12 protein-coding genes and 2 tRNA genes are annotated in these 13422 nt (G+C 49.5%); 5 read left to right on the top strand and 9 right to left on the bottom strand.

Annotated features, from left to right (window positions below):
- Nucleotide 1 precedes the first annotated feature (1 nt).
- From BEB54_RS02655 to BEB54_RS02640, 4 genes are all read right to left on the bottom strand, one after another.
- Nucleotides 2–1612 (bottom strand): FAD-NAD(P)-binding protein, encoded by a 1611-nt coding sequence (locus tag BEB54_RS02655; RefSeq protein ID WP_032184328.1) that lies wholly within the window; start codon nt 1610–1612, stop codon nt 2–4.
- Nucleotides 1613–1737: 125 nt separating this feature from the next.
- A complete protein-coding gene (locus BEB54_RS02650) occupies nt 1738–2043 on the bottom strand; it encodes a monooxygenase (protein WP_000212657.1) in 306 nt (101 codons plus the stop codon).
- 107 nt (nt 2044–2150) lie between these two features.
- Nucleotides 2151–2227 (bottom strand) — tRNA-Val (locus tag BEB54_RS02645).
- 4 nt (nt 2228–2231) lie between these two features.
- Nucleotides 2232–2308: transfer RNA gene (locus BEB54_RS02640), tRNA-Val, on the bottom strand.
- 308 nt (nt 2309–2616) lie between these two features.
- On the opposite strand from BEB54_RS02640, the gene BEB54_RS02635 reads away from it, so the two are divergent.
- Entirely contained in the window at nt 2617–3873 is a 1257-nt protein-coding gene (locus tag BEB54_RS02635) for an AIDA repeat-containing protein (protein WP_105276979.1), read from the top strand.
- Between the two features lie 40 nt (nt 3874–3913).
- Here the strand turns inward: BEB54_RS02635 and mdtK are convergent, their stop codons facing one another.
- Nucleotides 3914–5287 carry a multidrug efflux MATE transporter MdtK gene (gene mdtK, locus BEB54_RS02630; protein ID WP_001174941.1) on the bottom strand — a complete coding sequence of 458 codons (1374 nt, stop codon included), beginning with the start codon at nt 5285–5287 and terminating at the stop codon, nt 3914–3916.
- A gap of 214 nt (nt 5288–5501) precedes the next feature.
- Between mdtK and BEB54_RS02625 the strand changes: the two genes are divergently transcribed.
- Complete coding sequence (locus tag BEB54_RS02625; RefSeq protein ID WP_000493965.1) at nt 5502–6143, top strand: riboflavin synthase; 642 nt, start codon at nt 5502–5504, stop codon at nt 6141–6143.
- 39 nt (nt 6144–6182) lie between these two features.
- Here the strand turns inward: BEB54_RS02625 and cfa are convergent, their stop codons facing one another.
- Both cfa and punC read right to left on the bottom strand, forming a co-directional pair.
- On the bottom strand, nt 6183–7331 hold the full coding sequence (gene cfa, locus BEB54_RS02620; protein WP_000098911.1) for a cyclopropane fatty acyl phospholipid synthase: 1149 nt from the start codon (nt 7329–7331) through the stop codon (nt 6183–6185).
- A gap of 290 nt (nt 7332–7621) precedes the next feature.
- Complete coding sequence (punC, locus tag BEB54_RS02615; RefSeq protein ID WP_001182340.1) at nt 7622–8833, bottom strand: purine nucleoside transporter PunC; 1212 nt, start codon at nt 8831–8833, stop codon at nt 7622–7624.
- Nucleotides 8834–8945: 112 nt separating this feature from the next.
- Between punC and punR the strand changes: the two genes are divergently transcribed.
- Entirely contained in the window at nt 8946–9878 is a 933-nt protein-coding gene (gene punR, locus BEB54_RS02610) for a DNA-binding transcriptional activator PunR (RefSeq protein ID WP_000269493.1), read from the top strand.
- Here the strand turns inward: punR and purR are convergent.
- Entirely contained in the window at nt 9875–10900 is a 1026-nt protein-coding gene (purR, locus tag BEB54_RS02605; protein ID WP_000190982.1) for an HTH-type transcriptional repressor PurR, read from the bottom strand. The genes punR and purR overlap by 4 nt on opposite strands.
- Nucleotides 10901–11198: 298 nt before the next feature.
- On the opposite strand from purR, the gene cydH reads away from it, so the two are divergent.
- Together cydH and BEB54_RS02590 are read left to right on the top strand one after the other, a co-directional pair.
- Entirely contained in the window at nt 11199–11288 is a 90-nt protein-coding gene (cydH, locus tag BEB54_RS02595) for a cytochrome bd-I accessory subunit CydH (RefSeq protein WP_000102278.1), read from the top strand.
- 165 nt (nt 11289–11453) lie between these two features.
- Nucleotides 11454–12623 carry an MFS transporter gene (locus tag BEB54_RS02590; protein ID WP_000701039.1) on the top strand — a complete coding sequence of 390 codons (1170 nt, stop codon included), beginning with the start codon at nt 11454–11456 and terminating at the stop codon, nt 12621–12623.
- 145 nt (nt 12624–12768) lie between these two features.
- Here the strand turns inward: BEB54_RS02590 and sodB are convergent, their stop codons facing one another.
- Nucleotides 12769–13350, bottom strand: coding sequence for a superoxide dismutase [Fe] (sodB, locus tag BEB54_RS02585; protein WP_000007283.1), 582 nt, complete (start codon nt 13348–13350; stop codon nt 12769–12771).
- Nucleotides 13351–13422 lie beyond the last annotated feature (72 nt).

Below are 13422 nucleotides of genomic sequence, written 5' to 3'. Positions count from 1 at the left end.
TTTACATTTGATCAAACGAAAGACGCCGACGAGCACGGGATGCAGGCTTTACGACCGCCTGAGCCATCGCCTCACCAATTTCTGCACATGCCGTAAGTCCCTGTACGAATGGCCGGTCGTGCATCAACCAGGGCAACGCGCCGAACGCTACGCGCCCACGAATTTCTTCGGGTTGCTGTAGCGTATAATCTTCGCCAACATCAGGGATTTCATCCCCTGTTTTCTGTAATTGTTCGCGTAGTCCAGGGAAAGGAATATCTTTCACTTTAAGCGGACGCTGCCCGCGGGCATCAATAAAAACGTCAAACGAGTAGCTATCGTCTTCCGTTTTCAGGACGGTGCGCGACTCATTAATTTCCATTTCGTAGTCTTCACCGAGGGCGAGAATATGAATGATTCCCGCTTCACGTAAGGCCAGTAGTCGACGAATAGACTCTGAAGGGATTGCCGCATAATTATCGATGAAAACCCGGGCAAGGCCTTTACTGAACCGTTTATGGTCGTGTTCATTCAGATGAGGAACAATTTCCTGTACGGCTTCATGCAGGCGCAGAATGACATAACGCCAGGGAACAGTATGTTTTTCTCGTTTATTGCGTTCGACTTCCTGGAGATTTTTTTCTGCCCAGTCGAATGGGTCGCGTTGTTTGCGCTCGGCAAACCAGGCTTGAGCAAAGGAATCGACATTCAGGCTCTCTAAGGCTATGCGTTGGCTCCAGTCTGGATCAGCAAATTTGATTTCCTCTACTATTAATTCGAATACTCGATCCAAAAGGCCCTCTTCGCCTTTTTGAATCTCCGCATTTAATGCCTGTTCAGTGACGATGTGTAAGGGCTCGTAGGGAATAGGGCAATAGAAATCGGCTTCCGGTAAAATACCCGTGCGTGACATTAGCGTAATACTTAGCTTTTCACTTGTGTTATTGAGTTGATAAATAACATGTTGTTTATCATCTTCAATAAATGAACCATGTTGAATAGCCACTGCCATTGCCGCATCCAGTCCGCTCAAGGATGTTCCCATAATACCCACCTTACACGCATCGACCTTTGCTTCCATCAGGCCTGACCACGGGCTGGGAAAATACGTTCTGGTTGCTTCTTCTTCATCAGGCCAGACGTGACCCGTCGCGATCACTGCTAAATCAAACGTCTCGCTGGGTAAATCCTGATTTGTAGCGAGCATGACGCCAGCATTTATAATTTGCAGATCGGTAACCTGGCATGATTCATAAACAGCCACTGCAAATTTTTGCTGTCGTGCCTGGTCTACTAATCGTAAAAATTGATCGCGGAAATATTCGCCCAGCAGAATACGCGGTAAAAACTGGCGATCGTGCAAGGTTTCTTTTTTAACGCCATAACGCTGGAGATGGCTGGCTTCTTGCTTTTGTAGCCATTCGAGATACGTACAATAAATCGGCGGTATTTCAATACTGGCAATATTTGCCAGCATCAGTTTTGAGTTTTCCTCATCACTGTATGGCATCCCGACACCGGCTTCGTCAGCCTGCTCGAAGATAGAAATAGAAAGTGGAGTTTGTTGCTGTAGAAGCGAGAATAAGGTGTAGATCCCCGTAGGCCCGGCACCCACAATAGCAATTTTTTTCATTGTTACTTACCTGTACGCATTCTTTCGAATTTAGTGTTATCAGATAAGTTTGGTTGAAATTTTTAGAATTTGAGAAATTTCAGACAGGGATGAAAAGGGCGCTAACCGCCCTTGGTTAAAATCTGTCAGGCGAGTTTTGCCTGATTGATTTGACTCAGTGGCTCATTGACATCGAAAACTTTGGCGACAACTTCCTCAACGCCGAGATTTTTCAGTCGGGCAGTATGTTTTTCCAGATAGGCAAGGGCGCTTTTTTCATCAGTGAAAAGGTAGATCCCACCGGCTTCGTGGTTCTTTTCACTTTCTGTCCATACCTTCCACAGAAAACCAGGTTCCTGATTAATTGACTCAGCAAGCGGTTTAAGCTGCTCAGCCATTGCGTCGCCAAATGGGCCATTAAAAGCAAAATGAAGTTGTAACAAAGTTGCCATAGCGATTCTCCTTCTGATAACGCATACGAAGACAGTGTAAATCTTTTAACGTATTGGATACAGAGAAGAAACAGAGGGAAAAAGGAGAAGACCAGATTAAGAAAATCTGGTGCGTCCGAGTGGACTCGAACCACCGACCCCCACCATGTCAAGGTGGTGCTCTAACCAACTGAGCTACGGACGCAGGATGGTGCGTTCAATTGGACTCGAACCAACGACCCCCACCATGTCAAGGTGGTGCTCTAACCAACTGAGCTATGAACGCAACGTTGTAGGTGACAACGGGGACGAATATTAGCGGCAGAGTGGGAAGGTGGCAAGAGGCAAAACGTATTTTTCTGCGGTATTTCGACCGTTTGCAGAGCTTTTAAGCAAATTGGCTATATTTTGTTGATTTGCAAGGGCGATTTTTATTCAGGATCGCATTTACATCTGACACAACCCAATAATCTGTGTATCAGAGTTTAAACAGAGTTGTTTGCCACTATCTCAAAATCTGTCGTGGATAAATCCTCCGTAGCCTTTACACTTAGGTAGCAATAAAGGCACACAGATGCAGCAAAGGAATAAATCATGGGATCTGATGCGAAAAACTTGATGAGCGACGGGAACGTGCAAATTGTTAAGACCGGCGAGGTCATTGGCGCGACGCAACTTACTGAAGGTGAGTTAATTGTTGAAGCTGGCGCAAGAGCCGAAAATACCGTGGTCACGGGGGCCGGTTGGTTGAAAGTGGCAACCGGTGGGATCGCCAAATGCACACAGTACGGCAACAATGGCACGCTATCGGTCAGTGACGGTGCCATTGCCACAGACATTGTTCAGTCCGAGGGAGGCGCAATTAGTCTCTCTACGCTCGCTACGGTTAATGGCCGCCATCCAGAAGGTAAATTTAGCGTTGATCAAGGTTATGCCTGCGGTTTGTTGCTGGAAAATGGCGGTAACCTGCGTGTACTGGAAGGCCATCGCGCGGAAAAAATCATTCTCGATCAAGAGGGCGGCCTGTTGGTCAACGGGACGACCTCTGAGGTTGTGGTAGATGAAGGTGGTGAATTGTTGGTGTATCCAGGTGGAGAAGCCAGTAATTGTGAGATCAATCAGGGCGGCGTTTTTATGCTGGCGGGGAAAGCCAGTGATACGTTGCTTGCTGGTGGCACAATGAATAATCTCGGTGGTGAAGACTCTAACACTATTGTTGAGAATGGAGCCATTTATCGTCTGGGGACGGATGGCCTTCAGCTCTATAGTTCCGGTAAGACGCAAAACTTGTCCGTTAATGTAGGTGGTCGGGCTGAAGTGCATGCTGGTACGCTGGAAAACGCGGTAATACAAGGTGGGACAGTGATCTTGTTGTCACCCACCAGCGCGGACGAAAATTTTGTCGTAGAGGAAGATCGCGCACCGGTTGAACTGACCGGGAGTGTTGCATTACTGGACGGCGCTTCAATGATTATTGGCTATGGCGCAGATCTGCAACAATCATCGATTACTGTACAGCAGGGCGGTGTGTTGATTTTCGATGGCAGTACGGTAAAAGGTGACAGTGTCACTTTCAATATTGGTAACATCAATCTGAATGGTGGAAAACTGTGGCTGATCACTGATGCGGCAACGCATGTGCAACTGAAAGTGAAACACCTGCGCGGAGAGGGAGCGATTTGCCTGCAAACCAGTGCGAAAGAGATTTCACCTGACTTCATCAATGTTAAAGGGGATGTTAACGGTGATATACACGTTGAGATAACCGATGCCAGTCGGCAAACTTTGTGTAACGCACTGAAATTACAGCCAGACGAAGACGGGATTGGCGCAACGCTCCAGCCTGCGTAAAAACACAGGCGCAACCCGTGAAGGTTGCGCCTTATCTTTACTAGCGAGCTGCTCGTTGCAGAATGATGGTTGATGGCAGACGTTGCAGGAAACGCATTCGCAGCATCATCATAATAGCTGCCGATGTCAGGCCGATAATAAACCCTATCCAGAAGCCTGCTGGCCCCATAGGCTCAACAACCAGATCGGTCAGTGCCAGAATATAGCCGCTTGGCAAGCCCAGCACCCAGTAAGCCGTAAAGGTGATATAGAAAATGGAACGCGTATCTTTATAACCACGCAAAATCCCACTGCCAATCACCTGGATTGAGTCAGAAATCTGATATACCGCCGCCAGCAACATCAAATGCGCAGCCAGCGTTACAACCTCGGGATTGTCGTTATACAAGAGGGCGATTTGCTCCCGCAGTGAAACTGTGAATATGGCCGTCAGAGTCGCCATACAGACACCCACCATAAGGCCGGTCCGCGCTGCTGTTTGTGCATCCAGCGTTGAACCCTGACCCAGACGATAACCTACGCGGATAGTTACCGCTGCCGCCAGCGACATGGGAAGCACGAACATCAGTGAACTAAAGTTCAGGGCAATCTGATGTCCTGCGACATCAACAATACCGAGCGGAGACACTAACAGAGCCACGACGGCAAACAGCGTTACTTCAAAGAACAGTGCCAGTGCAATCGGCAAACCGAGTTGAATCAGTCGTTTCATAACCGCAGGATCGGGTTTCGCGGTGCCTTTTTCGTTACGGATATCGCGCATCGAGCGGGCGCGTTTAATGTAAGAAACCATGGCAAGGAACATGACCCAATACACCGCCGCTGTAGCTACGCCACAACCAACGCCACCGAGCTCTGGCATACCGAAATGACCATAAATAAAGATATAGTTCACCGGAATGTTCACCAGCAGGCCGATAAAGCCCATCACCATACCCGGCTTGGTTTTTGCCAGACCTTCACACTGGTTACGGGCAACCTGGAAGAACAGATAGCCCGGTGCGCCCCACAGCAATGCACGCAAATAACCCACGGCTTTGTCCGCCAGAGCCGGGTCGATATTTTCCATAGATCGGATAATGTAACCCGCATTCCACAGCACCAGCATAATAAGAACGGAAACAAAACCTGCCAGCCAGAACCCTTGTCGCACCTGATGCGCAATGCGCTCACGTCGACCGGAACCATTTAATTGCGCGATAACCGGCGTTAATGCCAGCAGCAGCCCGTGACCAAAGAGGATCGCCGGAAGCCAGATAGAAGTACCGATAGCGACCGCCGCCATGTCGGTGGCACTATAGCCGCCCGCCATCACGGTATCGACAAAACCCATCGCAGTTTGGGCGATTTGCGCGAGAATCACCGGGATTGCTAATGCTAATAACAGACGCGCTTCACTGATATACTTCTGCACGTGAACACCTTTTATTTGTAGTTATATGAGAGACTAAAAAGCCGCCTGAATGGGCAGCAAAAAGAAGAAGCAGGGGAAATTCAGTCTATTGTAGCGAGGATTTATTAATTCTCCAGTGAAAAAATAGCCATTCTTACCCCTTCACTGGTAAGGGCGTTTTCCACCTGCTATTGTGCTGAACAGAATGTCTTAACTGATTTCAGGAGTTGTGAGTATGTTTACGGGGATTGTACAGGGCACCGCAAAACTGGTGTCGATTGACGAGAAACCAAATTTTCGCACACATGTGGTTGAGTTACCTGACTACATGCTGGACGGTCTGGAAACCGGTGCGTCCGTGGCGCATAACGGTTGCTGCCTGACCGTGACGGAGATTAACGGCAACCATGTCAGTTTTGACCTGATGAAAGAAACGTTACGTATTACCAATCTTGGCGATTTAAACGTGGGGGATTGGGTAAATGTTGAGCGGGCGGCGAAATTTAGCGATGAAATTGGCGGACACTTAATGTCAGGTCATATTATGACCACCGCTGAAGTGGCTAAAATATTAACCTCGGAAAATAATCGCCAGATCTGGTTTAAAGTCCAGGATAGTCAGCTGATGAAATATATCCTGTACAAAGGATTTATTGGCATCGATGGTATTAGCCTGACAGTCGGCGAAGTAACGCCAACGCGTTTTTGCGTCCATTTAATTCCGGAAACACTGGAACGCACTACCCTTGGGAAGAAAAAACTCGGCGCACGCGTCAATATTGAGATCGATCCACAAACTCAGGCAGTGGTAGATACGGTAGAACGTGTGCTGGCGGCACGAGAAAATGCCATGAATCAACCAGGTACAGAAGCCTGATCTGAAATCGCCCCCGGAGCGGGGGCGATAGAATAGCCTCTAGCGAGCGACTCGAAGGCCGTTTTCGACTCCGCGAGAGAACACCACCTGCCAGAGCTGAATATCACGGGCGCGGAAAGCTCCTGCACAGGCATTCAGATAATAGGTAAACATCCGTTTAAAGCGTTCACTGTAGTTATCCGCAATTTCTGGCCATGCGGCGAGGAATCGTTCATACCACGCCATCAACGTAGTATCGTAATCAGCACCGAAGTTATGCCAGTCTTCCATCACAAAGTGGGGTTCGCTGGACTGAGCAATCTGGCGTACAGAGGGCAGGCAACCGTTCGGGAAAATATATTTATTAATCCAGGGATCAACATTCAGATCGGTTTTTTTCGAACCGATAGTATGGAGCAGGAATATACCTTCCGGTTTCAAATTACGATCCACCACCGCAAAATAGGTATCGTAATTTTTCGGTCCGACGTGCTCGAACATCCCCACAGAAACAATACGATCAAACTGGTCGTTCAGGTCACGATAATCTTGCAGCAAAATGGTGACATCCAGGCCTTCACAGCGTTCCTGAGCCATTTTTTGCTGTTCAGCAGAAATGGTGACGCCCACCACGCTTACGTCATAGTTAGACGCCATGTAATGCGCCAGTCCGCCCCAACCACAGCCAATATCCAGTACGCGCATCCCTGGTTTTAACTGCAATTTTTCACAAATCATTTTGAGCTTCGCCTGCTGGGCAGATTCCAGATTATCGGCATCTTTCCAGTAAGCGCAGGAATATTGCATGAAGGGATCAAGCATGCGGCTGAACAAGTCATTACCCAAATCGTAATGCTCTTTACCGACTATCCAGGCCCGTTTTTTACTCTGCAGATTGAAGAGACGAGCGCTGGCAATACGCAGCGTGTCTTTGAAATGATGGGGGAGTTGGTTCTCGAGACCTGCGCGTAAGACTTTGCTAAAAAACATATCCAGTCGGTCACATTCCCACCAGCCATCCATATAACTTTCGCCTAACCCCAAAGAGCCTTCCTGCAGAACGCGTTTAAAAAAATCGGGGTTTTTGACACGAATATCCGCCGGGGCAGAACCGTTAATGGCTATACCGGCACGGCTAAGTAATTCGTTGGCGATACGGTACCAGTTGTCATCCGGTACACTGACTTCTTCTATACACGATGAACTCATAGTTTCTCCATCACTGGTCGGTGATCAGAACCTTAAAACAGCGTAGACGCTTTTTGGGCTTTGTGAGAAATCTCGCAGAAAAAACCGCGAGTCTATAATCCGACGTAGAACAGAGGGAAAGGAGGAACCCTTGCCGAAATGACCATCCATAGTGAGTCGGGAACGATCCTGTCCCCGTAAAAACATAATATTTATCGTAGCTTTAACAACTCGAAATTAGTATAGGCCGCTAATTTCAATCATACAACAAAATTTTGTTAGCAGCCTAAGTATAAGCATATCGATATAGATCAGTGTGATTCGCTATGAGCGACTTCGGCATTGCCATGATTCTGGCAGTCTACTTCTTCACAACGTTGCATCATGTAACCCAGAGCGACCAGCACTACTGTTGATAACATCACGCTGGTGGTGGTGAGCAATGGCGTGCTGATACTGATAAGCCAGGAAACTACCAGACTTGCGAGGAAGCACAGACCCAGTTGTAGAGTGTTCTGCAACGCTGCGGCGCGACCAGTTGCATGTGGGAAAGGACGCAGTGCCTGGGCGACAACAATCGGGTAGATCGCGCCGTTGGCAATCGCCATCACACAGAATGGGATCAGGATTTCGGCCAGCGACACATGGCTAATGAAGCCCGCAGCCCAGGTCGCAATGACGCTGACAGCAAACAGCACCAGCAACCACGGTAATAACTGCTTGCCTTGCCATTTTTGTAGTGCGGCGCGACAGCCATAGCCACCAATCAGAAACGCGATAGTTTGCGGGACATAGCTTAAACCAATCACTGCCGGGCTGTAACCCATTTCGCTAAGGATGAACGGTGAACCGGTCAGCCATGCAAAAAAACTGGCTGAACAGGCCGCGTATACCAGCACGTTGCCGCGATAGGTTTTAGAACGTAGCAGATCGGTAAAGGTCAGACCATCCTGACTATTGTTACGGGCCTTCGTCGTGGGTTTGAGCCAGAAAATAGGCAGAATCAGCACCACGGTAATGGCAAACAGGGTGGCGAATATCGCCTGCCAGGAAAAATGGACCAGCAGCCAGCTTCCTAACAGAGGAGCCAGTGCCGGAGATAGACCCACCAGCGGCATGATGGTCGCAAAAATACGGTTAACTTTCTGTGAAGGATAATAATCCGTCACTAACGCTTGCCAGATAACCGCCGCGGCGCAGACACCTACAGCCTGTACAAAACGCAATACCAGGAGCGTGGCGGCGTTTTCAACCCACAGCATCCCCAGACTACCTAACGCAAAAATTGTCAGGCCGATGAATAACACCGGTTTACGACCATAACGGTCGGAGAGCGGCCCCCACAGAAGCTGGGCTGCGGCAAATCCGGCAAGGAACAGACTAAGGCTGGCACTGACAGCAGACGCAGGCGTTTGCAGGTCGGCCTGTATGGCGGCGAAAGCAGGCAGATACATATCGGTTGCCAGAAAACCGAGTACGCTCAAACCTGCCAGCCAGACTAAAAATCTTTTCCCAGGTTGCATGTATATTCTCTAAATCTCTCAATTAAACACCGCCGCAAAGTGTAGGGAGTGAAATTAGTGTTGTGAAACGGTAATATTTGATGACTGGTTTCAAAAATTTTGCAGGCAGACTATGTGGTCAGAATATTCACTCGAAGTTGTTGATGCGGTAGCGCGTAATGGTAGTTTTAGCGCTGCAGCCCAGGAGTTGCATCGCGTTCCTTCTGCGGTCAGCTATACCGTGCGTCAGCTGGAAGAGTGGCTGGCGGTGCCGCTGTTTGAACGACGTCACCGTGATGTGGAACTGACCGCTGCCGGGGCGTGGTTTCTCAAAGAAGGGCGCTCTGTTGTCAAAAAAATGCAGATCACCCGGCAGCAATGTCAGCAGATAGCGAACGGCTGGCGCGGTCAGTTAGCTATCGCAGTGGATAATATTGTCAGGCCAGAACGTACACGGCAGATGATCGTTGATTTTTATCGCCATTTTGATGATGTCGAACTTCTTGTCTTTCAGGAAGTGTTCAACGGTGTCTGGGATGCGCTTTCCGACGGGCGCGTGGAACTGGCGATTGGCGCAACACGCGCGATTCCGGTAGGCGGTCGTTATGCCTTCCGGGATATGGGGATGCTAAGCTGGAGTTGCGTTGTTGCCAGCCACCACCCGCTGGCGTTGATGGATGGCCCGTTCAGCGATGATACGTTGCGCAACTGGCCGTCATTGGTGCGCGAAGACACCTCGCGAACGCTACCTAAACGTATTACCTGGTTGCTGGATAACCAAAAAAGACTTGTCGTGCCTGACTGGGAATCATCGGCAACCTGTATCTCGGCAGGATTATGCATAGGGATGGTGCCAACACATTTCGCCAAACCGTGGCTTAATGAGGGGAAGTGGGTAGCATTAGAACTGGAAAACCCCTTTCCGGATTCGGCATGTTGTCTGACATGGCAGCAAAATGATATGTCGCCTGCGTTAACCTGGTTGCTTGAGTATCTCGGCGATAGTGAGACGCTGAATAAGGAGTGGCTGCGGGAGCCGGAAGAGACTCCCGCAACGGGTGATTAACGACGATAGTCTCGGAACGGGCCGTCAGCCACGGAGCGGCGTTCAATCAAGCGCGGATGCACTTCAATGGACTGCGGTTCTTCACGTTTGTTGACGATACGATCCAACAGCATGTTGAACGCTGTTTCACCCAGCGAATCTTTTGGCTGATGGATCGTGGTCAGCGCCGGCGTAAAATAGCGGGCGTTGCGCACGTTATCATAACCGATCAGCGAAACATCCTGCGGGACGCGCAGACCCATTTCATCAGCAGCACAAAGTGCGCCCATTGCCATGATATCGCCACCACAGAAGACGGCAGTAGGGCGATGCGGCTGCGACAGTATTTGCTGCATGGCGCGATAACCGGATTCAGGTTCAAAGTCACCCTGTACAATCCAGCTTTCCGGCACCTTGATCATCGCTTCTTCCATCGCCTTCATAAAACCGGCAAGGCGGCCTGCGCCAGTGTTACGTTCCAGCGGGCCGGGGATAACGCCGATTTCGCGGTGACCGCGTTCAATCAGATAACGCCCGGCCATGTAGCCGCCTTCGAACGCGTTATCAATGACCGCATCGGTGAAGTCAGCTTTTGCTTCACCCCAGTCCATTACCACCATTGGGATATGGCGATACTCTTCCAGCATCGCCAGCAACGGCTCTGGGTACTCAGAACACATCACCAGCAGACCATCGACGCGTTTTTGCGCCATCATCGACAGATAAGCCCGCTGTTTCTCAAGATTGTTCCACGCATTACCCAGAATCAGGGTGTAACCTTTCTGGAAGCAATTTTTTTCAACCGCTTCAATGATCTCGGCAAAATAGGCCGCTTCGCTGCTGGTCGCCAGCAAACCGATAGACTTGGTGTGGTTAACCTTCAGGCTACGCGCCACCGCGCTAGGGGAGTAGTGTAATTCTTTAATCGCTGCCCACACGGCGTTGCGCGTTTCTTCAGCGACGAAACGTGTTTTGTTGATTACGTGTGACACAGTTGTAGTGGAAACGTTTGCTCGTTTCGCTACATCTTTTATTGTTGCCATTCCATTTCACTCCAGACCCTAACTTCAGCTCCTGCAAAATCGCAAGGTAAACGTTTGCCTTTACACACCTTACGCACAACAAAAGTGTTGCGGTACGCCGGAAAAACGACACGGAGCGTCAGGAAGGGGTCAATGGCCAGTACGCAAATAGTGTAAGCGTGGAATTTTGGCCGATCTTGACGAAAAGGGGAAGTGGTAAAAACACTTATCATTATAAATGACGGGAGATTTTTTCATCACAGTGTGTAAAAATGCGTAATATCACTTTTTGTGTGGTAATAAAAAAGGAGAAAACTTGATGAGCACCGACCTTAAATTTTCACTGGTAACAACGATTATCGTCCTCGGTTTGATCGTAGCCGTGGGTTTGACTGCCGCGCTGCACTGATTTCCTCTCGAGGGAGCGCGTTCTCCCTCGCATCTCCTTCCTGTTTGTTAGCAAAATGGCAAAAGTGTTTTCTCTTTTTGTTATTTTCATTTTTTTGTGATTGCTGTCATGCTTTCGCCACTTTAATGAATATCGCGTAATGACGCGAAGAGGTGGAGATAAGGCATGAAAATTAACTATCCGTTGCTGGCGCTGGCGATTGGCGCGTTTGGTATCGGGACAACGGAGTTCTCGCCAATGGGCTTGTTGCCCGTCATTGCGCGCGGTGTGGATGTCTCGATTCCCGCTGCCGGAATGTTAATCAGTGCCTATGCAGTTGGCGTAATGGTTGGCGCGCCGCTGATGACGCTTCTACTTTCTCATCGTGCCCGCCGCAGTGCGTTGATTTTCCTGATGGCAATTTTCACGCTCGGCAACGTACTTTCCGCCATCGCGCCGGATTATATGACCCTGATGCTTTCACGCATTTTGACCAGCCTGAATCACGGAGCATTTTTTGGTTTGGGTTCAGTCGTGGCCGCAAGCGTGGTGCCAAAACATAAACAGGCCAGCGCAGTTGCCACTATGTTTATGGGGTTAACCCTGGCAAATATCGGTGGCGTGCCGGCGGCGACCTGGTTGGGTGAAACCATCGGCTGGCGGATGTCATTTCTGGCAACGGCGGGGCTGGGAGTGATTTCAATGGTAAGTCTGTTCTTCTCATTACCTAAAGGTGGTGCAGGGGCACGACCTGAAGTGAAAAAAGAGCTGGCGGTATTAATGCGTCCGCAGGTGCTGTCTGCATTGCTGACGACGGTGCTGGGAGCTGGCGCCATGTTTACCCTCTACACCTATATCTCTCCGGTACTGCAAAGTATTACCCACGCAACACCGGTGTTCGTCACGGCAATGCTGGTGCTGATTGGTGTCGGGTTCTCTATTGGGAACTATCTCGGCGGCAAACTGGCAGATCGTTCAGTTAACGGCACGTTGAAAGGCTTTTTGTTGCTGCTGATGGTGATTATGCTGGCAATCCCGTTCCTGGCCCGCAATGAGTTCGGCGCAGCTATTAGCATGGTGGTGTGGGGAGCTGCAACCTTTGCGGTCGTACCGCCGTTACAGATGCGCGTGATGCGTGTCGCCAGTGAAGCGCCTGGTCTGTCTTCATCAGTCAATATTGGTGCCTTTAATCTTGGAAATGCGCTGGGAGCAGCGGCTGGTGGTGCGGTAATTTCCGCTGGGCTGGGATACAGTTTTGTGCCGGTGATGGGGGCGATTGTCGCGGGACTGGCATTATTGCTGGTGTTTATGTCAGCCAGAAAACAACCTGAGGCAGTTTGCGTTGCCAACAGCTAATTAAACAAAAACGCAGAAGGATAACCTTCTGCGTTACAGTTGCTGGCAACGTGCGATTTATCTTGCCGGATGCGGTGTTAACGCTTCATCCGAGTTGGCATGGTAAGCGAAGCGCATCAGACAATGTTGCATTTGCCATCAGTTATTATGCAGCGAGATTTTTTGCTACGAATTCCCAGTTCACCAGCGCCCAGAAGTGCTCCAGATAGCCAGGACGTGCATTGCGATAGTCGATGTAATAAGCGTGTTCCCAGACATCAACGGTCAGCAGTGGAGTCGCATCGGTGGTCAGCGGAGTACCCGCGTTAGAGGTTGAAACGATAGCCAGTTTGCCATCGCTGTTTTTCACCAGCCAGGTCCAGCCAGAACCAAAGTTTTTGATTGCTGCATCAGTAAACTGTGCTTTGAAATCGGCAAAGCTGCCAAAAGATGCGGCGATAGCTTCAGCGACTTTTCCAGTCGGTTCGCCACCCGCGTTCGGTGCCAGGCAGTTCCAGTAGAAAGTATGGTTCCAGACCTGAGCTGCGTTGTTGAATACGCCACCTTCAGAGCTGCGAATAATCTCTTCCAGTGATTTACCTTCAAACGCGGTACCTTTAATCAGGTTGTTCAGGTTAGTGACATAAGTCTGATGATGCTTGCCGTAGTGATACTCGATGGTTTCCGCAGAAATGTGCGGTGCCAGAGCATCTTTAGCATATGGTAGTGCAGGTAATTCGAATGACATTGCTACTCTCCTTTATTATTAATTTGCATACGTACAATAGCCTTATTGTGCGTATGGATAGGGTAGCAAATT

This window comes from Escherichia sp. MOD1-EC6021, assembly GCF_002965245.1.
In the GTDB taxonomy this organism is placed as follows: domain Bacteria; phylum Pseudomonadota; class Gammaproteobacteria; order Enterobacterales; family Enterobacteriaceae; genus Escherichia; species Escherichia coli_F.
Note: the sequence above shows the minus strand (reverse complement) of the source record. Positions and strands in the feature narration are given on the sequence as shown.